General features: G+C 64.2%; 24 protein-coding genes. 18 read left to right on the top strand and 6 right to left on the bottom strand.

Going from position 1 to position 26,432, the window contains the following annotated elements; all coding sequences use genetic code 11:
* The first annotated feature begins 253 nt into the window (after positions 1–253).
* The 3 genes from P6U31_RS21930 (at position 254) to P6U31_RS21920 (ending at position 2,928) form a co-directional block, all read left to right on the top strand.
* On the top strand, positions 254–1,663 hold the full coding sequence (locus tag P6U31_RS21930; protein ID WP_407183786.1) for a type II and III secretion system protein family protein: 1,410 nt from the start codon (positions 254–256) through the stop codon (positions 1,661–1,663).
* A gap of 115 nt (positions 1,664–1,778) precedes the next feature.
* The gene (locus P6U31_RS21925; protein ID WP_407183785.1) at positions 1,779–2,273 is read left to right on the top strand and encodes a hypothetical protein; all 495 of its coding nucleotides are present in this window, start codon (positions 1,779–1,781) and stop codon (positions 2,271–2,273) included.
* Positions 2,274–2,478: 205 nt separating this feature from the next.
* Positions 2,479–2,928, top strand: coding sequence for a hypothetical protein (locus P6U31_RS21920; RefSeq protein WP_407183784.1), 450 nt, complete (start codon positions 2,479–2,481; stop codon positions 2,926–2,928).
* A gap of 1 nt (position 2,929) precedes the next feature.
* Here the strand turns inward: P6U31_RS21920 and P6U31_RS21915 are convergent, their stop codons facing one another.
* Positions 2,930–4,405 carry an FAD-binding oxidoreductase gene (locus P6U31_RS21915; protein ID WP_407183782.1) on the bottom strand — a complete coding sequence of 492 codons (1,476 nt, stop codon included), beginning with the start codon at positions 4,403–4,405 and terminating at the stop codon, positions 2,930–2,932.
* A gap of 351 nt (positions 4,406–4,756) precedes the next feature.
* On the opposite strand from P6U31_RS21915, the gene P6U31_RS21910 reads away from it, so the two are divergent.
* From P6U31_RS21910 to P6U31_RS21895, 4 genes are all read left to right on the top strand, one after another.
* Entirely contained in the window at positions 4,757–6,178 is a 1,422-nt protein-coding gene (locus P6U31_RS21910) for a TadE/TadG family type IV pilus assembly protein (protein ID WP_407183780.1), read from the top strand.
* Positions 6,179–6,211: 33 nt separating this feature from the next.
* Complete coding sequence (locus P6U31_RS21905) at positions 6,212–6,751, top strand: TadE/TadG family type IV pilus assembly protein (protein WP_407183778.1); 540 nt, start codon at positions 6,212–6,214, stop codon at positions 6,749–6,751.
* Positions 6,748–7,401, top strand: a complete 654-nt coding sequence (locus tag P6U31_RS21900) for a TadE/TadG family type IV pilus assembly protein (RefSeq protein WP_407183776.1) — start codon at positions 6,748–6,750, stop codon at positions 7,399–7,401. Before P6U31_RS21905 ends, P6U31_RS21900 begins: the two co-directional genes overlap by 4 nt.
* 377 nt (positions 7,402–7,778) lie before the next feature.
* Positions 7,779–8,354: a peroxidase-related enzyme gene (locus P6U31_RS21895; RefSeq protein ID WP_407183775.1), complete on the top strand. Its 576-nt coding sequence runs from the start codon at positions 7,779–7,781 to the stop codon at positions 8,352–8,354.
* Positions 8,355–8,488: 134 nt separating this feature from the next.
* Here the strand turns inward: P6U31_RS21895 and P6U31_RS21890 are convergent, their stop codons facing one another.
* Positions 8,489–9,664, bottom strand: a complete 1,176-nt coding sequence (locus P6U31_RS21890) for a patatin-like phospholipase family protein (RefSeq protein WP_407183773.1) — start codon at positions 9,662–9,664, stop codon at positions 8,489–8,491.
* Positions 9,665–9,892: 228 nt separating this feature from the next.
* Here P6U31_RS21890 and P6U31_RS21885 point away from each other — a divergent pair, with 228 nt between their 5' ends.
* The 3 genes from P6U31_RS21885 to P6U31_RS21875 all read left to right on the top strand — a co-directional run bounded on the left by P6U31_RS21885 (position 9,893) and on the right by P6U31_RS21875 (position 13,220).
* A complete protein-coding gene (locus P6U31_RS21885; protein ID WP_407183771.1) occupies positions 9,893–10,672 on the top strand; it encodes an acetoacetate decarboxylase in 780 nt (259 codons plus the stop codon).
* Between the two features lie 111 nt (positions 10,673–10,783).
* Complete coding sequence (locus P6U31_RS21880; protein WP_407183770.1) at positions 10,784–11,800, top strand: transporter; 1,017 nt, start codon at positions 10,784–10,786, stop codon at positions 11,798–11,800.
* 22 nt (positions 11,801–11,822) lie between these two features.
* Entirely contained in the window at positions 11,823–13,220 is a 1,398-nt protein-coding gene (locus P6U31_RS21875; protein ID WP_407183768.1) for a carbohydrate porin, read from the top strand.
* A 98-nt stretch (positions 13,221–13,318) separates the two neighbouring features.
* Here P6U31_RS21875 and P6U31_RS21870 read toward each other — a convergent pair whose 3' ends face one another.
* The 3 genes from P6U31_RS21870 to P6U31_RS21860 form a co-directional block, all read right to left on the bottom strand.
* Positions 13,319–14,614 (bottom strand): MFS transporter, encoded by a 1,296-nt coding sequence (locus tag P6U31_RS21870; protein ID WP_407183767.1) that lies wholly within the window; start codon positions 14,612–14,614, stop codon positions 13,319–13,321.
* 151 nt (positions 14,615–14,765) lie between these two features.
* Entirely contained in the window at positions 14,766–15,962 is a 1,197-nt protein-coding gene (locus tag P6U31_RS21865; protein ID WP_407183765.1) for an acetyl-CoA C-acyltransferase, read from the bottom strand.
* Between the two features lie 139 nt (positions 15,963–16,101).
* Complete coding sequence (locus P6U31_RS21860; protein ID WP_407183763.1) at positions 16,102–16,872, bottom strand: enoyl-CoA hydratase; 771 nt, start codon at positions 16,870–16,872, stop codon at positions 16,102–16,104.
* Positions 16,873–17,029: 157 nt separating this feature from the next.
* On the opposite strand from P6U31_RS21860, the gene P6U31_RS21855 reads away from it, so the two are divergent.
* On the top strand, positions 17,030–17,563 hold the full coding sequence (locus P6U31_RS21855; protein WP_407183762.1) for a PaaI family thioesterase: 534 nt from the start codon (positions 17,030–17,032) through the stop codon (positions 17,561–17,563).
* 64 nt (positions 17,564–17,627) lie between these two features.
* Positions 17,628–18,245 carry a TetR/AcrR family transcriptional regulator gene (locus P6U31_RS21850; RefSeq protein ID WP_407183760.1) on the top strand — a complete coding sequence of 206 codons (618 nt, stop codon included), beginning with the start codon at positions 17,628–17,630 and terminating at the stop codon, positions 18,243–18,245.
* A gap of 107 nt (positions 18,246–18,352) precedes the next feature.
* On the opposite strand, the gene P6U31_RS21845 is transcribed toward P6U31_RS21850, so the two are convergent.
* The gene (locus tag P6U31_RS21845) at positions 18,353–19,261 is read right to left on the bottom strand and encodes a LysR family transcriptional regulator (RefSeq protein ID WP_407183758.1); all 909 of its coding nucleotides are present in this window, start codon (positions 19,259–19,261) and stop codon (positions 18,353–18,355) included.
* Between the two features lie 102 nt (positions 19,262–19,363).
* Here P6U31_RS21845 and P6U31_RS21840 point away from each other — a divergent pair, with 102 nt between their 5' ends.
* The 6 genes from P6U31_RS21840 (at position 19,364) to P6U31_RS21815 (ending at position 26,408) form a co-directional block, all read left to right on the top strand.
* Positions 19,364–20,860, top strand: a complete 1,497-nt coding sequence (locus P6U31_RS21840; RefSeq protein ID WP_407183756.1) for a CoA-acylating methylmalonate-semialdehyde dehydrogenase — start codon at positions 19,364–19,366, stop codon at positions 20,858–20,860.
* 120 nt (positions 20,861–20,980) lie between these two features.
* Positions 20,981–22,126: an isobutyryl-CoA dehydrogenase gene (locus P6U31_RS21835; RefSeq protein ID WP_407183755.1), complete on the top strand. Its 1,146-nt coding sequence runs from the start codon at positions 20,981–20,983 to the stop codon at positions 22,124–22,126.
* Positions 22,123–23,190, top strand: coding sequence for an enoyl-CoA hydratase/isomerase family protein (locus tag P6U31_RS21830; protein ID WP_407183753.1), 1,068 nt, complete (start codon positions 22,123–22,125; stop codon positions 23,188–23,190). Before P6U31_RS21835 ends, P6U31_RS21830 begins: the two co-directional genes overlap by 4 nt.
* 25 nt (positions 23,191–23,215) lie before the next feature.
* Complete coding sequence (gene mmsB, locus P6U31_RS21825; protein ID WP_407183752.1) at positions 23,216–24,103, top strand: 3-hydroxyisobutyrate dehydrogenase; 888 nt, start codon at positions 23,216–23,218, stop codon at positions 24,101–24,103.
* 109 nt (positions 24,104–24,212) lie between these two features.
* The gene (locus P6U31_RS21820; protein ID WP_407183750.1) at positions 24,213–25,931 is read left to right on the top strand and encodes an AMP-binding protein; all 1,719 of its coding nucleotides are present in this window, start codon (positions 24,213–24,215) and stop codon (positions 25,929–25,931) included.
* Positions 25,932–26,408: a MaoC family dehydratase gene (locus tag P6U31_RS21815; RefSeq protein ID WP_407183749.1), complete on the top strand. Its 477-nt coding sequence runs from the start codon at positions 25,932–25,934 to the stop codon at positions 26,406–26,408. It abuts the gene before it with no gap.
* Positions 26,409–26,432 lie beyond the last annotated feature (24 nt).

Raw genomic sequence — 26,432 nt, 5'->3', positions numbered from 1 at the left:
CGGAGCACCGTGGCGCGACTTACGGATAGAGTGCGCGCCGGGCGTTCTTTTCCCGCGTGTATCGCTCTTCTCTGTTTTGTTTCACTTGTTTGTAACGGCGACCGAACGGCCGACCTGTGACGTTAAACCCGCGTTGATGCCACCTGGATCCCGCAGTCTGCGCGGGGACCCGTAGCGTCTTCCGTGGCACTGGACGTTGAGGGCGATCGTCATGCATGGCAGAGTCGGATCATTGCCGCGAGCATTCAGGCGCGTGCTCCCATTGCTCATCCTTCTGGCTGCGGTGTCCTGTCCATCAGTTTCGGGCGCGGAGGCTGCCGACCGCCGTATCTCGAGACCGCACGATGCGACCGGCCAGCCCGATGGCCAGTTCGTGGCGCTCGGCGTCGGCAAATCCTTCGTGCTCGACCTTCGGCGCGATGTGAAGGACGTGCTGGTCGCGGACCCCCAGATCGCCAACGTCGTGCTGCGATCGGCGCAGCGCGCCTACGTCATCGGCGCGTCGGTCGGGCAGACCAGTGTGGTGTTCTTCGACGATGCCGGCCAGTCGATCAGGGCCTATGACATCGCCGTCAAGCGTGACCTGAACGGCGTTCGCGCCGCGTTGAAACAGGCGCTTCCCGCCGCCAATATCCAGATCGACGGCGTCGGCGATGGCGTCATCCTGACCGGTACCGCGGCGACACCCGTGGAGGCCCAGCAGGCCAACGACATCGCCGCGCGCCTCACGGGCGGCGCCGACAAGGTCGTCAACTCGATCACGGTTCGGGGCCGTGACCAGGTAATGCTGAAGGTGACGGTCGCCGAGGTCTCCCGCCAGATCGTCAAGCAGCTCGGCGTCGATCTCAGCACGAGTCTCAGCTCTGGCACCTCGGTGGTCAGCCTGACCAATGCGAACCCGTTCACGGCCTATGGCAAGAATCTCGTCGACGGCAACAATGTCTCCCTTTCGGCGGGCGGAACGACCGCGACGCTGAGGGCGATGGAGAATGCGGGGGTGGTGCGCACCCTGGCGGAGCCGACGCTGACGGCGATCTCGGGAGAGGCGGCGACCTTCATTTCCGGCGGCGAATTTCCGGTTCCGGCGGGTTATTCCTGCGATCCGACCACCCATGTGTGCACCACGCAGATCAGCTTCAAGAAGTTCGGAATGTCGCTGAGCTTCACGCCGGTCGTGCTCGCGGAGGGCCGCATCAGCCTGCATTTGATGACCGAAGTGTCGGACCTGTCGAACGAGAATTCGATCACTCTGTCCCAGGCCGTAACCGACAGCACGACCAACTCGCTGACCGTGCCGTCGATCAAGATGCGCCGGGCCGAGAGCACGCTGGAGATTCCCTCCGGCGGCTCCATGGCCATCGCGGGTCTGATTCAGGACCAGACCAAGCGGGCGGTGAACGGTTTGCCCGGGCTCATGCAGGTGCCGCTGCTGGGCGCGCTGTTCCGGAGCCAGGATTTCGTCAACAATCAGACCGAGCTCGTCGTTCTCGTGACGCCGTACCTGGTCCGCGCCGTGAGCCCCAGACAGCTGTCGCGGCCGGACGACGGCTTCGTCGCCGCGAGCGACCCGCAATCCGCTCTCATCGGCAACATCAATCGAATCTACGGCCGAACCGGGCCGACGGGCGGCCGCCGCGGCGATATCGGCTTCATCACCGACTGACGCGCTGGCCGGCAACGTTCAGGCAATCTCCGCAACATCTGTAAACATATTCGTCAATTTCCTGCGGCCATCGGGGCCTAGGACGCGCGCAGATTTGACCAATCAGGATCGGCAGATGCTCTTGAAGTCCATGGCCGCACGAACCTGCGCCGGCGCGATTTGCCTCGCACTTGTCGTCGTCAGTCCGTCGCACGCGGAGGCCGTGCTCGACAGCCTGGCCGGCGCATGGTCGGGCACCGGCACGATGAAGCCGTCGGACGGCCCGCGTGAAAAAGTCCGCTGCAAGGTGGCGTACAACGTCACGAGGCCCGGACGATCCCTGACGCTCGACCTGCGCTGCGCCAGCGATGCGTACAAAATGGTGTTGTCGGCCAACATCGAGCAGAGCGGGACGGAGCTGTCAGGCAACTGGTTCGAGAGCGAGTACCGGCAGGGCGGCAAGGTCTATGGCACCAATAAGGACGGTCTGATCGAGGCGCGCATCGAGGGCAACACCGTCGCTGCGCTGGTGACGATCCAGACCAAAAGCAACCATCAATCCTTCCTGATGGAAGCGCCGGGCTCGTGGATGTCGGAGGTCGCGATCGAATTGAACAAGGACGCCAGGTGACGTCGACCATGTGGGCTCTCCCCGATTTGTAACAGTCGATTGCCGGACGGGCGGAGGCCACACTGTCGCCGCCGGCGGCTGGTTGCTCAGTCCGCACGCAAGCTCCCATCTCTGGTTCACTCTTATGATTCCCGTACTCCGCGCCGCGAGCTGTCTTGTCGTCGCCGTATTCTCCCTCGTTTTCATCTCTCCTGTTCACGCGCAAATGCCTCCAGGAGGTCCGACGGCGGAAGGCGCAACGCCGCCGCGCGTCGATCCGTTGCCTGATGGGCCGCTGATCTGGGACTACGACCGCGACGGCACCTACACCTGCGATGAATGGAAGCGCTACATGGAGCAGCTGTTCCGGTTTGCCGACCAGAACCGGGATGGCTTTCTCGGCGCATCGGAATTCCCCGCTATCCGTCGCGCCGAGCGGACCTTCGCCCAGGCAGAGCTTGGCTATTTCGACGACAACCGCGACGGCAAGGTCAGCCGCTCCGAGCTCGTGGACAAGCCGAGCCGCTTCATTGGCCAGTACGACAGGAACGCCGACTGCAAGGTTACGGCCGCCGAGCTGAAGGGCGGCACATCGTCGCCTGGCGGTGGCAATTCGCCGGGGCCGGGTGGTCCGGGCGGCCGGGGAGGCGCCGGAGGCTTCGGCGCGAAGTTCTAGCTCACAGCCGCAGCACCTTGCCCGGGTTCATGATGTTTTGCGGATCGAGCGCGCGCTTGATGGTTCGCATGATGTCGAGCTCGGTCTTGGAGCGGTAATGGCTGAGCTCGTCGAGCTTGTCGATGCCGATCCCGTGCTCCGCCGAGATCGAGCCGTCCATGGAGGTGATGAGATCGTTCACGGCCCGCGTGATGGCGCCCTTGTATTGCGTCAGCGTTTGCTGATCCATGCCGGGCGGCCCCATGAACGAGAAATGCAGATTGCCGTCGCCGATGTGCCCGAGCGGATAGGGCCGGATGGTCGGGAGAATGTCGAGAACGGCCTTGAGCCCCCGGTCGATGAACTCCGGAATCCTCGAGATCGCCACCGAGACGTCGTAGCTGAGCCCCGGCCCCTCGGCTCGCGAGGCCTCGGCGACGCTCTCCCGGATGTGCCACAAGTTGCGCGACTGGTTTCCAGTCTGGGCGATCACCGCGTCGAGCACGCGTCCGGCCTCGAGTTGATCGCTGAGAAACTGCTCCATCTTCGCCGCGATGCCCTCGGCGCCATCCTGGCGCGCCCGCGAGGACGACCATTCGAGCAGCAGGTACCAGGGCGTATCCGCCTTGAGCGGATCCTGCGTGCCGGGAACATGGCGAAGCACCATGTCGATGGCGGCGCGGCTCATCAGCTCGCAGGAGCCGACATTATCCTCGGATGCGCTATGGGCTTCCGAGAGGATCTCCAGCGCCGCACGGGGATCCCGGATCGCCAGCCACGCCGTGCAGACATCCTTGGGGGCCGGCCATAACTTGAGCACGGCCTTGGTGATGATGCCGAGCGTTCCTTCGGCGCCCATGAAGAGGTGCTTGAGATCGTATCCGGTGTTGTCCTTCTTGAGCGCACGCAAGCCGTCCCAGACGTCGCCGTTCGGCAGCACGACTTCGAGGCCCAGGACGAGATTGCGGGCATTGCCGTAGCGGAGCACCTGCACGCCGCCGGCATTGGTCGACAGATTGCCGCCGATCATGCACGAGCCCTGGGCGCCAAGGCTGAGAGGCAGGAACCTGTCATGCTTGGCCGCCGTCTCCTGCAGCGTTTGCAGCACGCAGCCGGCCTCGACCGTCATGGTGTAGCCTGTGGCATCGACCTCCAGCACGCGGTTCATGCGGCCGAGCGACAACACGATGCCCGTATGGGCGGGCCAGGGCGTGGCTCCGCCCATCAAGCCGGTGTTTCCACCCTGCGGTACGATCGCGACCCCATGTTCATGGCAGAGCCTGACCACCTTCGCGACCTCCTCGGTGCTGCCAGGACGAACGACGGCGCCGGCGCGCCCAACCAGCAATCCGCGCCAATCCGTCACGAACGGCTGCTTGCCGTGCTCGTCCTCGATGAGGCCCTTTCCACCGACGATCGCGCGCAGTGAATCGCGCATTTCGGCGGTGAGCGGAGCGGTTGGAATGGTGGGTTCGGACGACGGACCGGCAGCCGGCATTTGTTTCCCCTGGCGCATCTTGGTGTGCACTGCGCACGTTACGTGCGTCGGCTCATTGTCCATGTTTGCGCCGTGGAGTCTAACGCTTCCTCGGGGGTCTTACGGGTTTCTATCCTCGAATACCGCCACTCTACGCGGTGGCGTTTAAGGGACGTTAATGATGCCTTCTCGATATGAGACATCTCGATCCATGACGGCTGCTGTTTGCGAAGGCTCCGTAAGTGTTGGTTAAGAGAGCGCTCGACATAGTCCGCCCGTGATGGACGAGGGTCGGGATCAAACCCGATAGCCTTTTCCATCGATGTCAGGGAAAGGGCTACTGCCACGACGACGGCAGCCAGGATGAATCTCATGATCCGCCGCGCAATGCTCTGTTTTGCGACAGACCGGAAGGCCAACGTCGCCATCATCTTCGCGCTGACGCTGGTTCCTATCATCTTTCTCCTGGGCATGACGCTCGACTACACGCTGGCCCTGCGCAAGCGCGAACAGTTGAACGCCGCCGCCGACGCGGCCGCGATCGCAGCCGTGCGGCCCGCGATGCTGACGCAGACCGACAAGACCACCATCGAGAACACGGCGGCTGCCGTCTTCGCCGCGAAGGCGAATCTTCCCGGGCTGAAGGCCGTGCCGACGCCGACGGTCACGGTCACGGATGTCGGCCTGGCGCGGACCATCACGGTTTCCTACGTGGCCGAGTCCGTCAATAATTTTCCTGGCATCCTCGGCAAGCAGACCTGGCAGGTGGGAGGATCGGCGACGGCGAAGGCGTCCAGCGCGCCAAACATGAATTTCTACCTGCTGCTGGATGACTCCCCGTCGATGGCGCTGGCGGCGACCCAGACCGACATCAACAACATGGTGCTCGCCACCAAAAACCAGCCCACCTACGCAAAGAATTGCGCATTCGCCTGCCATGAGGCGCATCCCAACAACGCCACTCCCAGCTCGACGAACAAGGACAATCTCACGGTCGCGCGCGCCAACAACATCACGCTGCGTATCGATCTCGTGACCAACGCCGTCAAGCAATTGATGGTCGGACCCTGGTCGTGCCCGCAATCGGGCACGTCGGGCGGCGTCATGCAGTGCATGTCTGCGCTCAACAACACGACATACAAGGCCGCCATCTACACCTTCGATTATGCCCTGAACACGATCCAGACGCTGACCACGCCGGACACCGCCGGCACGAAAGTCGGCAACATTCAGCTCCTGACGGTCGACCACCAGAACTGCCCCGTTCTCGACAGCAAGGGCGCCTGCATCTACACCACAGACTACGGCACCGATATCTCGAAAGGGCTGACAGACCTCAACACCATCATGCCCAATCCAGGCGACGGCACCGCCGCCGGTACGCCGCAGGAGGTGGTCTTCCTCGTCACCGACGGCGTCGAGGACAAGCTCATCCCGAAGACCGGGGGAAGCTGCGACCCCAATGCCACCTATGCGCTTCCGTCAGCCAACTCCACGACCGCGCGATGCCAGCAACCGCTTGATACGGCGATATGCGATACCATCAAGAAGCGGAACATCCGCATCGCGATCCTCTACACCGAGTACCTGCAGCTGCCGGCTGACAGCTGGTACACCAGCCGTATTTCGCAGTTCAACAATCCGACTTCGTCGACCGGCACGATCGCGCAACGGCTGCAATCCTGCGCATCACCGGGCCTGTACGCGAGTGTGCAGAACGGTGGCGACATCAGCAAGGCACTGACGGACCTGTTCATCAAGGTCGCGTCGAGCACGGCCAGCCTCGTGCAGTAGGGAAAAGGGGCCATGCTCGGATCCGCATCGACAATGAGGAGACGCCGCAATCGCTGCGCCGCTTTCGCCGCCAGTGACAGCGGAGCCACCGCCGTCGAGTTCGCGCTCGTTGCCGCGCCGTTTCTTGCCCTCATCATCGCACTGATCCAGACCTTTCTCGTCTTCTTCGCCCAGCAGATGCTCGAAACGATCGTGCAGCAATCGGCCCGGCTCGTCATGACCGGTCAGGTTCAGTCCGCGCAGATGACGCAGGCGGCCTTCAAGCAGAAGGTCTGCGACCAGATCGTGATCCTGTTCAATTGCAGTACCCTGATGGTGGACATGCAGGTGGCGACCTCGTGGACGTCCGCGAACACGGCGATGCCAACCCTGACCTACGACGGCTCGGGCAAGGTTTCCAATGTCTGGCAGTACAATCCGGGCAATCCCGGCGACATCGTCGTGCTCCGCGTGATGTACGAGTGGCCGGTCGTGCTCGGACCGCTCGGCTTCAACCTGTCGAACCTCAGCAATGGCAACCGGCTGATCATGTCGTCCGCCGCGTTCCAGAACGAGCCAGGAGCTTCCTTATGATCTCCGCCCTGTCATCTCGCGCCCGGCACTTGGTGACCGATGTCCGCGCCGTTGCAGCGACGGAGTTCGCCATCGTGACGCCGTTCATGCTGTTGCTCTATGTCGGCGGCGTCGAGCTCGGAACCGCGCTCTCCATGAACGTCAAGGTCAGCGCGACCGCGCACAGTGTCGCCGACATGATCACGCAGAATACGGCCGTCACTTCGACTCAAATGACCGGCATCCTTGCGGCCGCGACCGCCATCATGGCGCCATATCCCATCACGAGTGGCAGCACCTCCTTGATGACGATCACGGTCTCGGAAGTCTCGACCGACAGCAACGGCAATGCGAAGGTGCAATGGAGCACGTCGACCAAGGCGGGAGCGGAGAGAACGCCGGGGACCGCCATGACGTTGTCGTCCTTTACCGCGCCGGGTGGGACCAGCAACGCCAACATCTCCCTGATCCTGAGCGAGGTGTCCTACGACTACACGCCGAACCTCGGCTTCACTATCGCGGGCACCGTCAAGCTGTCCGACAGCTATTATCTGTTCCCGCGCTGCTCAACCAATGGCCCGGCCACGTTGACCCCTCCTTATTACGACGTGAAATATCCGGCGACGAGCACCTGCACCTGCGTCCAGCATCTGCAGCAGAAGACCTGTTAGCCTCGCGACAGGCGAGGTTGATTGATCGGGATGGTGCCGAAACGGCACCTCCGGCGTTCCGCGCGAAATTCATCTTTTCTAGCATGGCTGTTGGCCCGCGGGTGGCTCGTCCCCGGCCGTCTCGGCTCGCCTGGCCGGCGGGGCTGGTCTACCGCGACCCGCATTGCTTTGCGACATCGAAGCAGGCATTGATTGCGACAGCCTCGTCCGTTTCTTGTGCATCGGCGGCGGGGGCGCTGCTGCGGGTGACACTGCAACGACGCCCGGATGCGCTCGACCTGTTCGCCCCGAGGGATGTTTCGCGATGGTCCCTGCCGAGGACACGAGGAAAACGATGCCGAGCAACTTCGATTCACCGCATCCGAGGATCCCAGGCCATGACCCAGGCACTTGCCATCAGCCGCTTCCCTGTTCCTGATCTCGCGAATATGCCCGACGACATCAGGGCCCGTATCCTGGCCGTCCAGGAGAAGTCCGGCTTCATTCCGAACGTGTTTCTCGTGCTCGCGCACCGGCCGGACGAGTTTCGTGCATTCTTTGCCTATCACGACGCGCTCATGGACAAGCCCGGCAACCTCACCAAGGCCGAGCGGGAGATGATCGTGGTGGCGACCAGCAACCTCAATCAATGCCAGTACTGCGTCATCGCGCATGGCGCGATCCTGCGCATCCGCGCCAAGGATCCGCTGATTGCCGATCAGGTCGCGGTCAACTACCGCAAGGCCGACATCACTGATCGGCAGAAGGCGATGCTCGATTTCGCCGTACGCGTCTCGATGGAGGCCTACGAGGTTTCCGAATCCGATTTCGCCACGCTGAAATCGCACGGCTTCACGGAAGAGGACATCTGGGACATTGCCGCGATCACGGCCTTCTTCGGCCTGTCCAACCGGATTGCCAACGTCACCAGCATGCGTCCGAACGCGGAGTTCTACAGCATGGGACGCGGCTGACGGGGACGGACCTTTTCGGCAACACGCCCGTCGGTGCGGCGTCCCGTCGTTGACGCGGCGGCGAATTCGCGAGGAGCTGCGCAAGGAGTCTGGATTGTTTCGCTTCGCTCCTCGTGATGACGATGGCGACGCGCTCAGGCACTCTCGGTTTCCCGGTGCACGTCGTGCACCACCAGTCCCATGCCTTCGTCCGGCATCTTGATCCAGTCGCGGCGCTTCAATGTGCGCTTGGTATCCTCATAGCCGCTGGTCCAGTGCTCGCGCATCGAGGTGCCCGAGAATTCGTGGTCCTTGGCGTCGCCTTCATAGGCCTTCTGCTGGTAGATCAGATGCAGGATCGCGATCTCCGGCATGTTGCACAGGTTCGCCTTCAGCTTGCGCTCCTCGTCGGAGAGCTGCTCCTCCGGCAGCTTGGCGAGGGCCTTGTAGAGCAGGACCTTGAGATTGTGCGTCCTGCGATAGACGTCGGTGTTGTGGCGCGTACGCGAGGAATACATGATGTCCTTGTGGCGGGCCATGACGTCCTGGATCGAGCGCGGCAGCACGCCGCGTGCGCTGAAGAGGTCGACCTGGAACACCAGCGAGTTGAGCGCGTCCTCCTGGTCGAGCAGATGCTGCAGCGGGGTGTTGGAGACGATGCCGCCGTCCCAGAAATGGTCGGTGCCGATCCGCACCATCGGCAGTGCCGGAGGGAGGGCGCCGGAGGCCATGATGTGCTCCGGCTCGATCTCGTCATGGGCATTGTCGAAATAGATGAAATTGCCGGAGAGCACGTTGACTGCGCCGACCGCGAAGCGGACTTTCTTCTCGTTGATGAGGTCGAAGTCGACGAGCTCGAGCAGGCTCTCCTTCAGCGGCATCGTGTCGTAATAGCTGGTCGCGGTCTTCGCGCCGACCGGGCTGAACCAGGGATTGACCTGATGGGGGGTGAAGAAGCCGGGCTGTCCCATCGTCGAGGTCATCCATGCACTACAGAGATTGCGCCACTGGCGGAAGATGTCGCCATCGGGCGTGTAGTGCCAGATCTTGCGGTTGGTGATGCGCTCCCAGAAGATCTGCAGCGCCTCCAGTCGCTTCTCCGGCTTGTTGCCGGCGATGATGGCAGAATTGATTGCACCGATCGAAACGCCGCAGACCCAGTCGGGTTCGATGCCGGCCTCGTGCAGCGCCTGATAGACGCCGGCCTGGTAGGCGCCGAGCGCGCCGCCGCCCTGCAGCACCAGCGCGACGCGATCGCAGCGCTCGGGCCGCCAGCTCCGCGCGGGCGGCTGATGCGTCGGATAGGTCGGGTGCGATGTGCGGGCGTCCATGGCGTGCCTCCCTGCGTATCGCCAAACGATTGCGTTGCGTGGTGACGGCGTGATGACAAGCGCGGCACGGATGCCTCGCTTCGATGCTTGATGGCCGCCGCGTGAATGGCGGGGGTCGTGAGGTTGACGGAAATCCTTCACATCGCAGTCAATGACGACGGCTAGCAATTTGCATCAAGCAAGATGTTTCCCGGGCGGACATCTCAGACATCACACAGGAGAGGCGCGATGCGAAGCGAAGACGTGCTGAGACTTCCGTCCATGCCGGCCGCGGGGCCGAGCTACCCGGCCGGACCTTATCGCTTCGTCAACCGCGAATTCCTCGTCATCACCTACGAGACCGATCCGGAGCTGATCCGCGCCGGCCTGCCTGAGCCGCTGGAGCCGGTCGACCAGCCGATCGTGCACTACGAATGGATCAAGATGCCGGATTCTTCGGGCTTCGGCAGCTACACGGAGTCCGGCCTCGTCATCCCGGCGCGCCTCAACGGCGAGGAGGTCAACTTCGTCTCGCAAATGTATCTGGACGATGATCCGCCGATCGCTGCCGGCCGCGAGATCTGGGGCTTTCCCAAGAAATACGCCCATCCCAAGCTCGAGATCGTCAAGGACACCCTGACGGGCACGCTGGAATATGCCGGCCAGCTCGTCGCCATGGGCACGATGGGCTACAAGCACGAGAGCATGGCCGGCAACGGCGATCTCACCCGTGCCACGCTGTCGAAGACGCAAGTCAATCTGAAGATGATCCCGGGCGTGGATGGCCGTCTCGAAGTCTGCCAGCTCATCGCGATCAACCTCACCGATATCGTGCCGAAGGGGTCCTGGATGGGGCCGGGCCGGCTGCATCTGGTGCCGCATGTCAACGCGCCGGTCGCCGATTTCCCGGTCCGTCGCTGTATCGGCGCGCATCACTACATCGCCGACCTGACGCTGCCGTTTGGCCGCGTCGTGCACGACTACATCAGGCAGGCTGAAGCGGAGGCGACGGGGTTGGCGGCAGAATAGGGGCCATCATCAAATTGTAACAAAGCCGTAATTGAGTACCCCGCGCGGTCCGGAAGATGTCGTCAGCCATCTTACGGAATGCGGCGGCTGTTGACGGTTGGGATTTGGACCATGGTGGAGCCGGCAAAGCTTGTCAGCGCGGGATCGGACAGCGAACCCGCGATCGCCGGCCTGGTCTGGGCCTTTCGTCTGCACAGCGACGGCAGCGCCGAGGCGCTGCCGGTCGACCAGCCGATCGCGTTCGGCCATGACGGCCGGCTCTGGCTGCATTTCAACCTGACCGATGCGCGCGCACGGCCGTGGATTGCCTCTTCGCAGCTGCCGCCGCTGGCGCGCGAGCTGTTGCTGTCGAACGACACGTTCCAGCAGCTTCACGTCATCGATCAATGCGTCTATGGCGTGTTCTCCGATCTCGTGCGCGAGATCGACTCCGTGACGGAGGAGACCGCGTTCCTGCGCTTCGCCATGACCGAGCGCCTTCTCGTCAGCGGCCGCCATCAGGCGTTGTGCTCGGCGGACGCAACGCGGCGCGTGCTCGAAGGCGGCTACCGCGTCGACAATGTCGCGCATCTGCTCGAGAAGATCGTCGACGAGGTCGCCGACACGCTGGATCGGATGGCCGACAAATTGGGTCAGGAGATCGACGACATCGAGGAGCGCATCCTCGCCAATGACTCAAGACCGGAGATGCGCCGCAATCTCGGCCGCCTGCGCCGGACCTGCGTGAGATTGCACCGGCAACTCACCGGCCTGCGCGTGCTGTTCCACCGGCTCGACCAGAAGAACACCGATCGCCTGTCCCCCGCCTTGCGGATCCAGGCCGGCAAGCTCGCGCAACGGCTCGACGGCCTCGATCACGACATCGTCGAGCTCAGGGAGCGCAGTCGCCTGCTCGAGGAAGAGCTGCGCTTCAAGAACGAGGAGGAGAGCAACCGCCATCTCCACACGCTCTCGATCGTGACCTCGCTGTTGCTGCCGCCGACGCTGATCACCGGCATCTTCGGCATGAACACCAAGGGCCTGCCGCTCACCGACGTCGAGAGCGGCTTCCTCTGGGCGGCGGTGCTGATGGCCTCCTCGGTTGCTGCGGCCTATTTCTTCATGCGGCGTACGGGTATCTTCAAGTAGCGTATGCCAGCCGGAATCAAGCGTGATCGGAACTGCCCATAGCTCCTTGCGGCGAGGTGCGGCTGCGATTGCGCTCGCCTGCACGGCGACGAGCGCGCTCGCCGGTGCCAAGGACGAAAGCGCGGCCGAATGGCTGTTTCCGAAATGGTTCAACGCCTGGCATGACGGTCTTGCGGGCAGGGGCCTGAATTTCGGCGCCACCTATATCGCGGACAACATCGCCAATACCTCCGGCGGCGTGAAGCGCGGTGCCATCCATTTCGGCCGCCTCGATCTGTCGGTCGATGCCGATCTCGACAAGCTGGTCGGCTGGACCGGCGGGCGCTTCTACGCCAACGGCTTCGTGATCTATGGCCAGGGGCTCTCCCGCAACTACGTGCAAAACCTCGCCACCATCAGCGAGATCGAGGCGCTGCCCGACCAGCGGCTCTACAATGCCTATTTTGAGCAAAGCTTCTTCAATGACCGCGTGAACATCAGGGCTGGTCAGCAGGCCGCGGACGTCGAATTCTTCGACAGCGAGACCGACGACCTCTTCATCAACGGCACCTTCGGCTGGCCGGCGATCAAGGCGAGCAACCTTCCGGCCGGCGGCCCGGCGCCCCCGATCGCGGTGCCCGGCATTCGCATCAAGGCGGCGCTATCGGACCAGATCACGGCCTATGGCGCAGTGTTCAACGGCGACCCGTCAGGCCCGGGCGATCAGGATCCGCAGTTGCGTGACCATCATGGCCTGGTCTTCCGTATCAACGATCCGCCCTGGGTGATCGGGCAGGTCCGCTTCAACTACGACATCGATATCGGCGGCCGCCCGCTCGCCGGAAATTTCACGCCGGGCGCCTGGAAGCATTACGGCTCGTTCAATAGCCAGCGTTTGACTGCGGAGGGACAATCGATCGCCGATCCCGGCGGGAGCGGCATTCCCGCGAAACTCCGAGGCAATTACGGTATCTTCGCGGTGATCGAGCAAGTGCTCTATCGCCCGCCGGAGGTGAAGGAGAGCAGCACCTCGGCCTCGCTCCCGGGCGTCACGGCGTTCGGTCGCATCGCCTATAGCCCGCCGGACCGTAATCTGATCGACCTTTACCTTGACGGCGGCATCGGCTTTGTCGGTTTCACGCCGGGCCGTCCGTTCGACCGCTTCGGCATGGCGATGGCCTACATGCGGATCTCGAACACTGCGCGCAATCTCGACATCGACACGCAGGTCTTCACCGGTATCCAAAGTCCAGTGCGCAGCAACGAGACGCTGATCGAGATGATCTACGAGGCGCATATCAAGCCGGGCTGGCTGGTGGCGCCTTATTTCCAATACGTATTTCGGCCCTCCGGCGGTATCCCGAATCCGAACGATCCGACCGGAGTTTCCAGGATTGGCGACGCCGCGGTGTTCGGCGTCACCACCACGATCAGATACTAGAGCGTTTTCGAGCGAAGTGGACAGCGGTTCGCGTGAAGAAAACGCGTCAAAACAAGAATCTGAGCCTCGGTTCTGATTCAATCAGAACCGAAAATGCTCTAGGCCATCGCCGCTTGCGGCTGCGGCTTCGGCTGCCGCGATAGCGCCAGCACGATCAGCGCGGCGAACACGCAGAGCGCGCCGGCGATGAAGAACGCGGGCAGGTAGCTCTGGTAGACCGTGCGCGAGAAGCCTGCCCCGAATGCGGCGGTGCCGGCGCCGAGCTGGTGGCCGGCGAAGATCCAGCCGAACACCAGATTGGCGCGCTCGGGCCCGAATTTCTGCGCAGTGAGGCGCACCGTGGGCGGAACTGTCGCGATCCAGTCGAGGCCATAGAACATCGCGAAGACGGAGAGGCCGTAGAACGAGAAATCGCTGAAGGGCAGGAAGATCAGCGAGAGCCCGCGCAGGCCGTAGTACCAGAACAACAGCCAGCGGTTATCGTAGCGATCCGACAGCCAGCCCGACATGATGGTGCCGAAGAAGTCGAAGATGCCCATGGCCGCGAGCAGGCTCGCCGCCTGCACCTGCGGGATGCCGAAATCGAGGCACATCGGGATCAGGTGCACCTGGACGAGGCCGTTGGTCGAGGCGCCGCAGACGAAGAAGGTCGCAAACAGGATCCAGAACGCGGTCGACTTTGAAGCGTCGCGCAGGGTCCCGAGCGCCACGCCCGTGATCGAGCCGTGGCTTGCGGGCGGAGCGGGCAGGGGTGTGGTGCCTTCGTCGCCGAATGGACGCAGGCCAACGTCGCTGGGGCGATCGCGCATCGCGAGCAGGACGGCCAGCGCGGAGACGCCGAGCATGATGCAGACGAAGCCGAGCGCAAGGCGCCAGCCGAAGCGTTCGGTGAGGTTTGCGAGCAGCGGCAGGAACACGAGCTGTCCGGTGGCGACGCTCGCGGTCATGATGCCGACCACGAGCCCGCGCCTTGCTGCGAACCAGCGGGTGGCAATGGTCGCGCCCAGCACCAGCGCGGTCATGCCGGTGCCGATGCCGATCACCACGCCCCAGAGCGCCACGAGCTGCCAGACCTCGGTCATGCCGAGCGAGAGCACGAGCGCCGAGACCACGATCAGCTGCGCGGCCAGCGTGACGTTGCGCAAGCCATACCGGTTGAGCAGGGCAGCCGCGAATGGCGCCATCAATCCGAACAGGATGAAGCGGATCGATAGCGCGGACGAGATCTGCGCTGTGCTCCAGCCGAACTCCTTCTGAAGCGGGACGATGAACACGCCGGGCGCGCCGACAGTGCCGGCGCTGATCAGCGCGGCAAAGAAGGTCACGCCGACCATCACCCAGCCGTAATGAATGTTGCGGCGGTTGAGGGTTGCCGCGAGCCAGTTCGAGATCATCGAATTCCCTTGGAGAGCGAAAGGATGGGCATTACTTACAGCGCGCTTGCTGCCAACGCTTTGTCAGTAGCGGGATCGCCGCGCCTGCCAATCTGTCACAAATAGGGGAAGTCCGAAATGTCGAACTTCCCTCAATTTCGGACATTGGCGCTCAGCGCGCCGCGCGTTCGACCGCTATTGCGGTGGCTTCGCCGCCGCCGATGCACAGCGCCGCGATACCGCGCTTGAGGTTCTGCGCCTCCAGCGCATGCAGCAGCGTCACGATCAGCCGTGCGCCGGTCGCTCCGATCGGATGGCCGAGCGCGCAGGCGCCGCCGTTGACGTTCAGCTTGTCGCGGGGAATCCCGAGATCGCGCTGCGCGGCCATCGCCACCACGGCGAAGGCCTCATTGATCTCGAACAGGTCGACATCGGAGGCGCTCCAGCCGACCTTATCGAGCAGTTTTCTGATCGCCGGGATCGGCGCCGTGGTGAACCATTGCGGCTCCTGGCTGTGCGTGGCGTGGCCCTTGATCTCGGCCAGCACCGGCAAACCGTTGCGATCGGCCAGCGAGCGCTTCGTCAGCACCAGCGCGGCGGCGCCGTCGGCATTGGCCGAGGAGGCGGCCGGCGTGATCGTGCCGTTGGCGCGAAAGGCAGGCTTCAGGCCGGGGATCTTGGCGGGATCGACCTTCAGCGGGTGCTCGTCATTGGCGATGACGCGGGGGCCTGCCTTCTCGGTCGGCGTGATCGGCGCAATCTCGGCCTTGAACGCGCCGCCCTCGACCGCCTTGCGGGCACGGCTGAGCGTCTCCATGGCATAGGCGTCCTGGTCCTTGCGGGTGAACTGATAGGCTTCCGCGGTGGCCTCGCCGAAATCGCCCATGGAGCGACCGGTCTCGTAGGCGTCCTCCAGCCCGTCCATCATCATGTGGTCGATGATGCGGTCGTGGCCGACCCGATAGCCGCCGCGCGCCTTGGCCAGCAGGTACGGCGCGTTGCTCATGCTCTCCATGCCGCCGGAGACGACGATGTCGGCCGAGCCGGCGCGGATGATGTCGTGGGCCAGCATGGTCGCCTTCATGCCGGAGCCGCAGACCTTGTTGACGGTGGTGGCACCGGTTGCATCCGGCAGACCGGCGCCACGTGCGGCCTGGCGCGCCGGCGCCTGGCCTTGGCCGGCCGGCAGCACGCAGCCCATGAAAACCTCGTCCACCTTCTCGGGCGCGAGCTTGGCGCGCTCCAGCGCCGCACCGATCACATGCGATCCGAGCTTGTGGGCGCTCAGCGGCGACAATTCGCCCATGAAGCGGCCGAGCGGGGTGCGGGCGGCGGAGACGATGACGACGGGATCGGCGGCTTCGGCCATGAAGAGAGCTCCCTGGGGCAGCATTTAAGATGACGATCATCATATGATGCGGCGCAAAAAATGCAACCACGGCAGGGATGAGAAATTGTCGTGCCTCGGATGAGATTTGGTCGTTCGATCGGAGTGGGGTGGCGCGCGACTACCGCTTCCGGTTCACAAATGCGCCCATCAGCCGGCTCGGCTCGTCCGTCAGGAAGGACTCGCCGAACACCTTGACGCTGAGGTTCACCGACTCCATCAGCGGCAACTCCTCCCATTGCCGCAGCAGCGCCTTCTGCGCGCGCAACGCCTCGGGGCCGCATTCGAGCAGGGCCTTCACCAGGTGTTCGATCTCCGCGTCAAGGCCGCCCGCTGGTGCGACTTTGTCGACCAGTCCCCAAGCGAGCGCGGTGGCTGCGTCGATATTCTCCGCCGTCATCACCAGCCAGCGCGCGCGGGCCCAGCCGATCAGGCGGGGCAAGAGGGCCGCATGGATCACCGAAGGGATGCCGACGCGGACCTCCGGCATGCCGAAATGGGCATCATGCGCGGCGACGCGGAAGTCGCAGGCCGCCGCCACTTCGAGTCCGCCGCCGAGGCACCAGCCCGGCATGCGTGCGATGACCGGAGCAGGGAACTGGCGCACGGCCTCGCAGAGATCGCGCAGACGGCTGATGAAGGCCTCGGCCGATGTCTGGTCGAGCTTGGCCATCTCCTTGATGTCGGCGCCGCCGATCATGCTCTTCTCGCTCTGGCCACGCAGCACCAGGACGCGGATGCTGCGGTCGGATGCGAGCTGCTGCAGGCCCTCGCGCACAGCGTCGGTCACGGGCGAGCTGAGGATGTTGAGCGGGCCGGCATTGCAGATCGCGACATGAACGACGCCGCGGGCATCACGTGTCACGCCGCAGTGATTGTTGAGCATTTGCATCGTAGGATCTCGAAGGGTCTCGGGGGACGCGCGAAACGCGCGGGTCGGGGGATTACTTCCGGGCCGAAACCTCCGGCTTGTCAAGCGGGCAGGCGAGCCGAGTTGCCAGCGCGAAGTCCGCGACATAGTATGATGAACATCATTCAAAGGGGCGGCCATGACAAGTGACGATCAACTCGACCTGTTTTCGCCGGCGCAGCGGCGCGAGCGTGTGGTGGACTGGCAGGTGCCGGCGCCGGTCGCGAAGGTGGCGATGGGACTATCAGGCATGGACGCGATGCTGGGGATCCGCGACGGCCGGCTGCCACCGCCGCCCTTCGCAAAGCTGATCGGCTTCACCATGGCGGTGGTCGAGCCGGGGCGGATCGTCATGGAACTGGAGCCGCGCGAGGATCTCGAAAACCCCATCGGACTCATCCACGGCGCGACAGCCGCGGCGCTGCTTGATACCGCCATGGGGTGCGCCGTTTCGACCCGGCTCGAAGCCGGCCAGGGCTCGGTGACGCTCGACCTGAAGCTGGCCTTCCTGCGTCCGCTCTCGGTCCGTTCCGGGCTGATCTCGGCCGAAGGTAAGGTGATCAAGCTGGGGCGGCAGACCAGCTACACCGAAGGCTTCGTCCGGGACGGCAAGGGGGCCCTTGCGGTGCACGCAACTGCAACGTTTTCGATGATCGGAAGCAACTTAACATGAATTAATGCACCCATTTCGTCATTTGCGTGTTATGAGATGACTCTCGACATCCAATGAGAACCGCATGCGCTACTCCCGGGAACACAAGCAGGAAACCCACGACCGCATCGTGAGGAAGGCGTCTACGCGGCTGCGCGAGAAGGGAGCCCATGGCGTCGGCGTGGCCGACCTCATGAAAGAGGCCGGCCTGACCCATGGCGGCTTCTACGCGCATTTCGATTCCCGCGAGGCGCTGGTGATCGAGGCGTTCGGCTATGCGATGGATCGCTCGATGGAGCACTGGCGCAAGATCACCGCCGAGGTTTCGCCGGAAAAGCGGCTGGCGCTGATCGCGGACGCCTACTTGTCGGTCGTGCATCGCGACAATCCCGGGCACGGCTGCTCGATCCCGGCGCTGGGCGCCGAGATCGCCCGCGAGAGTCCCAAGGCGCGAAAGGCATTCGCCGGCAAGCTCGACGAGATGATCGAGTTGCTGGCCGATTTCATCCCGAACATGCCGCGCAAGGCCGCCCGCAAGCAGGCGATCGCGACGCTGGCGACCATGGCCGGCACCATGCTGCTGGCCCGCGTTGCCGGGTCGAGCGAGCTCTCGGACGAGGTCCTGAAGGCGGGCCGGGACAGCGCGCTCGATGGCGCCAAGCGTGAACCAAAGTCGGCGGCCGCGAAGAAGGCGAAGAGCTAGGGCGAGGCGCCGTAGGGCAGCCAAAGCGACGCGCGACTTCGACGCTATTGGAGAGAGAGACATTGGGGACGGCGCTTTGCGCCTTGCCCACCTTTACGAGACCTCGCTCACCTTCCTGCAAATAGCGCGCGCTCGCGCTCCACGATCTCGCTGATGTAATCCGCCACCGCGCGGATCCGCGCCAGATCCTTGCTGTCGGCGTGCATCAGCATCCAGAACGTCCGCGTGATCGAGATCTCGTCGGGCAGCACCGGAACGAGTTGCGGATAATCGCTCGCCATGAAGTGGGGCAGCACCGCGATGCCGAAGCCCGAGAGCGTCGCGTTGAGCTGGGCGATCAGGTTGGCGCTGCGAAAGCGCGCGGAGATCCGCGGCGACACTTGCGGCAGATAGTCGAGCTCCGGCGTGAACAAGAGCTCCTCGATGTAGCCGACGAAGCGGTGCTGCGTCAGATCCTGCCGCGAGCCGATTTTCGGGAAGCGGTCGAGATAGGCGGGGGCGGCATAGAGGCCAAGGCGGTAGTCGAGCAGCTTGCGCCCGACGATGCGGCCTTCCTTCGGCATGGTCAGGCTGATGGCGATGTCGGCCTCTCGCTTGGAGAGGCTGAACAGCCGCGCGGTGGCCACAAGTTGCAGGTCGAGATCGGGATACCGGTCCGCGAACGGTGTCAGCCGCGGCGCCAGGAAGGCGGTGCCGAACCCATCAGGCGCGCCGATCCGCACCGTGCCGGTCAGCCGCGCCACGGAGCCACCGACCTGCTCCTGATTGGCGACGATGGTCGATTCCATGGCTTCGGCACTGTCGGCGACGCGCTGGCCCGCCTCGGTGAGGAGATAGCCGGTCTTGCGCCGGTCAAACAGCTTGGCCGAGAGGTGCTTCTCCAGCCGGTCGACGCGGCGGATCACGGTGGCATGATCGACGCCGAGCTGTTTTGCCGCAGCCGATACCGAGCCGCCCCGCACGATGGCCAGCACGAAGCGAAAGTCGTCCCAATCGATAGCGCCTTGATCCAGCATTTTCGCACATCTATGGTGCATTATCTCAGACTTGAATCCTATAAAATGCAGGTCAATAGGATTTGTCAAAACGACTAAGCTCGGCCTGAAGGAGACCATTCCATGCGTTCAATCGGACATTTCATCGGTGGCAAGGAGGTCAAGGGCACCTCTGGCCGCACCGCCGACGTTTTCGAGCCGATGACCGGTGACGTTCAGGCCAAGGTGGCGTTGGCGTCGAAGGCCGAGGTCCGCGCGGCCGTCGAGAACGCGCGCGCCGCGCAGCCCGAGTGGGCAGCCACCAACCCGCAGCGCCGCGCCCGCGTCATGATGAAATTCCTGGAGCTGATCCAGCGCGACTACGACAAGCTCGCCGAGCTGCTCGCGCGTGAGCACGGCAAGACCGTGCCGGACGCCAAGGGCGACATCCAGCGCGGCCTCGAGGTCGTCGAGTTCGCCTGCGGCATCCCGCATCTGATGAAGGGCGAGTACACGGAAGGAGCGGGCCCCGGTATCGACATCTATTCGATGCGCCAGCCGCTCGGCGTCGTCGCCGGCATCACGCCGTTCAACTTCCCGGCGATGATCCCGATGTGGAAGTTCGCTCCCGCGATCGCCTGCGGCAACGCCTTCATCCTCAAGCCCTCGGAGCGCGATCCCGGCGTGCCGATGAAGCTCGCCGAGCTGATGATCGAGGCGGGCCTGCCGGCCGGCGTTCTCAACGTCGTCAACGGCGACAAGGAAGCCGTGGACGCCATTCTCGACGATCCCGATATCAAAGCCGTCGGCTTCGTCGGCTCGACGCCGATCGCGCAGTACATCTATGAGCGCGCAGCCCAGACCGGCAAGCGCTGCCAGTGTTTCGGCGGCGCCAAGAACCACGCGATCATCATGCCCGACGCTGACATGGACCAGGCCGTCGACGCGCTGATCGGCGCCGGCTATGGCTCGGCCGGCGAGCGCTGCATGGCCGTCTCAGTCGCCGTTCCCGTCGGCAAGTCCACGGCCGATCGCCTGATGGAAAAGCTGATCCCGCGCGTCGAAAGCCTCAAGATCGGCACCTCGATCGATCCGTCGGCCGATTACGGTCCGCTGGTGACGCGCGAGGCGGTCGAGAAGGTCAAGAGCTACATCGACATCGGCATCAAGGAAGGCGCGACGCTGGCCGTCGACGGCCGCGGCTTCAAGATGCAGGGCTACGAGAACGGCTTTTATCTCGGCGGCTCGCTGTTCGACAACGTCACCAAGGACATGCGGATCTACAAGGAAGAGATCTTTGGCCCGGTGCTTTCGGTCGTGCGTGCGCATGACTACAAGGAAGCGCTGGCGCTGCCGTCCGACCACGACTACGGCAACGGCGTCGCCATCTTCACCCGCGACGGCGACGCCGCGCGCGACTTCGCGGCCAAGGTCAACGTCGGCATGGTCGGCATCAACGTGCCGATCCCGGTGCCGATCGCCTATTACACCTTCGGCGGCTGGAAGAAGTCGGGCTTCGGCGATCTCAACCAGCACGGCCCGGACTCGGTCCGCTTCTACACCAAGACCAAGACGGTGACCTCGCGCTGGCCGTCGGGCGTCAAGGAGGGCGCGGAGTTCTCGATCCCGCTGATGAAGTAGGGCTGTCGCGCAGCCCGTCATTGCGAGCGTAGCGAAGCAATCCAGAATCTTTCCGCAGAGACGGCTGGATTGCTTCGTCGCTTCGCTCCTCGCAATGACGAGGAAGTTGAGGAGCCCGGCATGCAGTTCGCTCTGAACGAGGATCAGGTCGCAATTCGCGACATGGCGCTCACCTTTGCGGCCGAAAAGATCGCGCCGCATGCGCTGCGCTGGGACGAGGAGAAGCATTTCCCCGTCGACGTGATGCGCGAGGCCGCCACCCTCGGCATGGGCGGCATCTACATCAGTGACGATGTCGGCGGCTCCGCCATGACGCGGTTCGACGCGGCGCTGATCTTCGAGGCGCTGGCGACGGGCTGCCCGACCACCTCGGCCTTCATCTCCATCCATAACATGGCGAGCTGGATGATCGATGCCTTCGGCAGCGACAGCCAGCGCTACCAATGGCTGCCGAAGCTCTGCACCATGGAGCTGATCGCAAGCTACTGCCTGACCGAGCCGGGCGCCGGCTCGGACGCGGCGGCGCTCCGCACCCGCGCGGTGCGCGACGGTGACCATTACGTCCTCAACGGCCAGAAGCAGTTCATCTCCGGCGCCGGCGGCACTGACCTTCTGGTCGCGATGGTGCGTACCGGCGGCGACGGACCGGGCGGCATCTCGACCCTCGTCATCGACGGCAAGACGCCCGGCGTCTCCTTCGGCGCCAATGAGCGCAAGATGGGCTGGAACGCGCAGCCGACCCGCGCCGTCATATTCGAGAACGCCCGCGTGTCGGTTGCCAATCGCCTGAGCGAGGAAGGGACAGGCTTCAAGATCGCAATGGCCGGCCTCGACGGCGGCCGCCTCAATATCACGGCATGCTCGCTCGGCGGCGCTCAAGCAGCACTCGACAAGGCGCGCACCTACATGAAGGAGCGCAAGGCGTTCGGAAAGCGGCTGGACGAGTTCCAGGCATTGCAATTCCGTCTCGCCGACATGGCGATCGAGCTCGAGGCCGCGCGCACCTTGCTGTGGCGCGCCGCGGCGGCGCTCGACCGCAAGGATCCTGACGCCACCATGCTCTGCGCGATGGCGAAACGTTTCGGCACCGATGTCGGCTTCGAGGTCGCCAATCATGCGCTGCAGCTTCACGGCGGCTACGGTTACCTCAGCGAATACGGCATCGAGAAGATCGTGCGGGACTTGCGCGTGCACCAGATCCTCGAAGGCACCAATGAAATCATGCGGCTCATCGTGGCGCGCAAACTGATCGAGGGCGCGCGATGAGCGGGGTGGAAGAGGGCGATCTGGTCGCGCGCGTCGAGGGCGCGGCGGGCATCATCAGGCTCAATCGTCCCAAGGCGATCAACGCGGTGACGCTGGAGATGTTTCGCGACATCGACAAGGCGCTCGATCGCTTCGAATCTGATCCGGCCGTCGCCGTGATCCTGCTGGAGGGCGCCGGCGAGCGCGGCCTCTGCGCCGGCGGCGACATCCGCACGCTCTGGGAGAGCTCGAAGGCTGGCGGCGATCTCGGCAAGATCCTGTGGCGCGAGGAATACATCCTCAATGCCCGCATCAAGAAGTTCCCGAAGCCGTATGTCGCCTTCATGGATGGCATCGTGATGGGCGGGGGCGTCGGTTTGTCGGCCCATGCCAGCCATCGCATCGTCACTGATCGCACCAAACTCGCGATGCCCGAAGTCGGTCTCGGCTTCTTCCCCGATGTTGGCGGCACCTACCTGCTGTCGCATGCGCCGGGCGAGATCGGCACCTATTTCGGTCTGACCGGCCAGACCATGAACGGGCCGGACGCGATCCATGCGAAGTTTGCCGATTGGGTCGTGCCGGCGGCGCAATTGCCCGAGCTGCGCGAGGCGCTGACGCAGCTGCGTCCGGGCGCGACCGCCCCCGATGTGAGCAAGCTCATCACCGGTTTCGCCACCGGCGAGACCGCGGGGCCGGTCGCCGCCAGGGAGCCGGTCATCGATGCATTGTTCGGCTTCGACCGCATGGAGGACATTTTCGCGGCACTGAAGCGCGATGGGTCCGAATTCGCGCTGGCCACGTTGAAGACGCTGAACGAAAAATCGCCACGCGGCATGGTGGTGACGCTGAAGCTGCTGCGGCTCGCGCGCGGAGCGTCGAGCCTGGAGGAGTGCCTGGTGCGCGAATACCGCGCCGCGCTGGAGGTATTTCGAAGCGATGATTTTCGCGAAGGTGTGCGCGCGGCGGTGATCGACAAGGACCGCAACCCGATCTGGTCGCCACCGCGGATCGAAGATGTGACGCCGGAGATGCTCGCGCCCTATCTCGCCGAGATCGGCGCAGACGAGCTGAAGTTCAATTAACAACACTGTAGCGGAGGAAACGACAATGGCCACGATCGCATTCATCGGTCTCGGCAACATGGGCGGCCCGATGGCGGCCAACCTCGTCAAGGCCGGCCACAAGGTGGTGGCATTCGACCTGGTCGAAGCTTCGCGCAATCAGGCCAAAGCCGATGGTGCCAGCATTGCCGACAGCGCGCCCGCCGCGGTGAAGGGCGCCGATGTCGTCGTCACCATGCTTCCCGCAGGCAAGCACGTGCTCGGCGTCTGGAACGAGGTCGTACCCGCCATGACCAAGGGTACGCTGATCATCGATAGCTCAACCATCGACGTCGAGAGCGCGCGGGCCGCGCATGCGCTCGCCGCCAAGCATGGCGTGCTGTCGGTCGACGCGCCGGTGTCCGGCGGTACCGGCGGCGCCAAGGGCGGGACGCTGACTTTCATGTGCGGGGGCGAGGGGAAGGCATTTGCCGCGGCCAAGCCGGTGCTCGAAAACATGGGCAAGAAGATCGTGCATTGCGGCGGCGCCGGCGCCGGCCAGGCCGCCAAGATCTGCAACAACATGATCCTGGGCATTTCCATGATCGCGGTCAGCGAGGCCTTTGCGCTCGGCGAGAAGCTCGGCCTTTCGCATCAGGCGCTGTTCGACGTTGCCTCGACCTCGTCGGGCCAGTGCTGGTCGCTGACGACCTATTGCCCGGTTCCCGGACCGGTGCCGACCTCGCCCGCCAACAACGACTACAAGCCGGGTTTCGCCTCGGCGCTGATGGTGAAGGACCTGACCCTGGCGCAGGATGCCGCCAAGGCTGCGGGTGCGGCCACACCGCTCGGCAAGCATGCGCAGGAGATCTATCAGTCTTTCGACGCAGCCGGCCAGGGCGGGGTGGATTTTTCCGGGATTATCAAGCACGTTCGCAGCCTCGCTGGAAACTAGCGGGGCTTCGCAGCCCGGATGGAGCGAAGCGACATCCGGGACAGCTGCTCCGGATTGCGCTTCGCTCCGTCCGGGCTACGCTCGAACATCATTTCGACGGGCCCGGACCATGACGACATTTCAGGAAGCGCGCGCGTTTCTGCTCGATCACCGCACGGACTACGAGGCCGCGGTCAAAGGCTTCCGCTGGCCCGATCCGGTTCCCTTCAATTGGGCGCTCGACTGGTTCGACGCCGAGCTGGCGGCGAAGCCGGGCTCGAAGGATCGCCCGGCGCTCTGGATCGTCGATGCCGCGCAGGATCGCCAGACCAAGCTGTCGTTCGCGGCGCTCTCGAAGCGCTCGAACCAGGTCGCGAACTTTCTCCGCGCCCAGGGCCTAAAGCGCGGCGATCATCTCCTCTTGCTGCTCGGCAATGTGGTTCCGTTGTGGGAGACGATGCTGGCAGCGATGAAGCTCGGCGTCGTCGTGATTCCCGCGACCACGCTGCTCACCGCGGACGAGCTCCGCGATCGGCTCGATCGCGGCAGGGCGAGGGCGGTGGTGGCTGCCGAGGACCAGGTTGTAAAGTTTGCAAGCCTTGGTGCCGAGAATGTCGTTCGTATCGTGGTCGGCGCGCCCTCCGACGGCTGGCTTGGCTATGACGAAGCGGCCAAGGCTTCCGAAAGCTTCACGCCCGACGGTGCGACCAAAGCCGACGACCCGATGCTGCTCTATTTCACCTCGGGGACGACGGCAAAGCCAAAACTCGTCCGGCACAGCCAGCGCAGCTATCCCGTCGGCCATCTGTCGACCATGTACTGGATCGGACTGAAGCCCGGCGACGTTCATCTCAACATCTCCTCGCCTGGCTGGGCCAAGCATGCCTGGAGCTGCTTCTTCGCGCCGTGGAATGCGGGCGCGACCGTGTTCGTGGTCAACCAGCCGCGCTTCGACGCTAAGGCGCTGCTTGCCACCATCGGCCGCTGCGGCGTCACCACACTGTGCGCGCCGCCGACCGTGTGGCGGCTGTTCATCCAGGAGAACCTGGCCTCGTTCAAGGTCGCGCTTCGCGAGGTCTGCGGCGCCGGTGAGCCGCTCAATCCCGAAGCGATCGACCAGGTGCGGGCGGCCTGGGGTCTCACCATCCGTGACGGATATGGTCAGACCGAAACCACTGCGCTCGCCGGCAATTCGCCGGGGCAGCCCATCAAGATCGGTTCGATGGGCCGTCCCCTGCCGGGCTTTTGCGTGCAGATCAGCGACGCCGACGGTAACCCGGCGAAAGAGGGTGAGGTGACGCTGGTGCTCGGCACCGACCGCCCGGCCGGCCTGATGCAGGGCTACCAGGGCGACGACGGCGAGTTGTCCGGCGCCGAGGGCGAGCTCTATCGCAGCGGCGACGTGGTGTTCGCTGACGAGGACGGCTATCTCACCTTCGTCGGCCGCTCCGACGATGTCTTCAAATCGTCGGATTACCGCATCAGCCCGTTCGAGCTGGAGAGCGTCCTGCTCGAGCACGAGCTCGTCGCCGAAGCCGCGGTGGTGCCGAGCCCGGACCCGATCCGGCTCGCGATTCCCAAGGCATTCGTGCTGCTGATTTCGGGCGCGGAACGCTCGCCGGAAACCGCGCTGTCGATCTTCAAGCACTTGCACACGCGCCTGGCGCCGTTCAAGCGCATCCGCCGCCTCGAAATCGTCACCGAGCTGCCGAAGACGATCTCTGGCAAAATCCGCCGCGTCCAGCTACGACGGCTCGAACGCGACGATGATCGCAATGATCCGCTGCGGGGCCGGGAATTCCGCGAGGAGGATTTTCCGGAGTTGCCGAAAACACGGAGTGAGACCTAAGTGAACCAAATCTGGAAGTCGGCGCCCATCACGCTGGAGGCCTATCAGGCCATAGTCGGCAAGGAGATCGGCGTGTCGTCCTGGCACCTGATCGACCAGCCCCGCATCGATACCTATGCCGACGTGACCGAGGATCACCAGTTCATCCATGTCGATCCCGAACGCGCCAAGGCGACCGCGTTCGGCACCACCATCGCGCACGGCTTCCTGACGATGTCGATGTTGTCGGTGATGTCCTATGAGGTGATGCCGGCGATTGCGGGCACCACGATGGGCGTCAATTACGGCTTCGACAAGCTGCGCTTCATCTCGCCGGTGCGATCGGGCAAGCGCGTCCGCGGCCGCTTCGTGCTGGCGGAAGCCAAGCTCCGCAAGCCGAATGAATTGCAATCCCGCACCAACGTCACAGTGGAGATCGAGGGCGAGGACAAGCCGGCGCTGGTCGCCGACTGGCTCGGTCTGATCTATTTCGCCTGACCTGAGGCGTCGTTGCCGGGCTTG

This window comes from Bradyrhizobium centrosematis, from assembly GCF_045571495.1.
Classification (GTDB): domain Bacteria; phylum Pseudomonadota; class Alphaproteobacteria; order Rhizobiales; family Xanthobacteraceae; genus Bradyrhizobium; species Bradyrhizobium centrosematis.
Note: the sequence above shows the minus strand (reverse complement) of the source record. Positions and strands in the feature narration are given on the sequence as shown.

Excerpts from the sequence above, each read along its gene's own strand:
- P6U31_RS21925 (WP_407183785.1), top strand. The coding sequence starts at position 1,779 with ATGCTCTTGAAGTCCATGGCCGCACGAACCTGCGCCGGCGCGATTTGC.
- P6U31_RS21920 (WP_407183784.1), top strand. The coding sequence starts at position 2,479 with ATGCCTCCAGGAGGTCCGACGGCGGAAGGCGCAACGCCGCCGCGCGTC.
- P6U31_RS21915 (WP_407183782.1), bottom strand. The coding sequence starts at position 4,405 with ATGCCGGCTGCCGGTCCGTCGTCCGAACCCACCATTCCAACCGCTCCG.
- P6U31_RS21910 (WP_407183780.1), top strand. The coding sequence starts at position 4,757 with ATGATCCGCCGCGCAATGCTCTGTTTTGCGACAGACCGGAAGGCCAAC.
- P6U31_RS21905 (WP_407183778.1), top strand. The coding sequence starts at position 6,212 with ATGAGGAGACGCCGCAATCGCTGCGCCGCTTTCGCCGCCAGTGACAGC.
- P6U31_RS21900 (WP_407183776.1), top strand. The coding sequence starts at position 6,748 with ATGATCTCCGCCCTGTCATCTCGCGCCCGGCACTTGGTGACCGATGTC.
- P6U31_RS21895 (WP_407183775.1), top strand. The coding sequence starts at position 7,779 with ATGACCCAGGCACTTGCCATCAGCCGCTTCCCTGTTCCTGATCTCGCG.
- P6U31_RS21890 (WP_407183773.1), bottom strand. The coding sequence starts at position 9,664 with ATGGACGCCCGCACATCGCACCCGACCTATCCGACGCATCAGCCGCCC.
- P6U31_RS21885 (WP_407183771.1), top strand. The coding sequence starts at position 9,893 with ATGCGAAGCGAAGACGTGCTGAGACTTCCGTCCATGCCGGCCGCGGGG.
- P6U31_RS21880 (WP_407183770.1), top strand. The coding sequence starts at position 10,784 with ATGGTGGAGCCGGCAAAGCTTGTCAGCGCGGGATCGGACAGCGAACCC.
- P6U31_RS21870 (WP_407183767.1), bottom strand. The coding sequence starts at position 14,614 with ATGATCTCGAACTGGCTCGCGGCAACCCTCAACCGCCGCAACATTCAT.
- P6U31_RS21865 (WP_407183765.1), bottom strand. The coding sequence starts at position 15,962 with ATGGCCGAAGCCGCCGATCCCGTCGTCATCGTCTCCGCCGCCCGCACC.
- P6U31_RS21860 (WP_407183763.1), bottom strand. The coding sequence starts at position 16,872 with ATGCAAATGCTCAACAATCACTGCGGCGTGACACGTGATGCCCGCGGC.
- P6U31_RS21855 (WP_407183762.1), top strand. The coding sequence starts at position 17,030 with ATGACAAGTGACGATCAACTCGACCTGTTTTCGCCGGCGCAGCGGCGC.
- P6U31_RS21850 (WP_407183760.1), top strand. The coding sequence starts at position 17,628 with ATGCGCTACTCCCGGGAACACAAGCAGGAAACCCACGACCGCATCGTG.
- P6U31_RS21845 (WP_407183758.1), bottom strand. The coding sequence starts at position 19,261 with ATGCTGGATCAAGGCGCTATCGATTGGGACGACTTTCGCTTCGTGCTG.
- P6U31_RS21840 (WP_407183756.1), top strand. The coding sequence starts at position 19,364 with ATGCGTTCAATCGGACATTTCATCGGTGGCAAGGAGGTCAAGGGCACC.
- P6U31_RS21835 (WP_407183755.1), top strand. The coding sequence starts at position 20,981 with ATGCAGTTCGCTCTGAACGAGGATCAGGTCGCAATTCGCGACATGGCG.
- P6U31_RS21830 (WP_407183753.1), top strand. The coding sequence starts at position 22,123 with ATGAGCGGGGTGGAAGAGGGCGATCTGGTCGCGCGCGTCGAGGGCGCG.
- mmsB (WP_407183752.1), top strand. The coding sequence starts at position 23,216 with ATGGCCACGATCGCATTCATCGGTCTCGGCAACATGGGCGGCCCGATG.
- P6U31_RS21820 (WP_407183750.1), top strand. The coding sequence starts at position 24,213 with ATGACGACATTTCAGGAAGCGCGCGCGTTTCTGCTCGATCACCGCACG.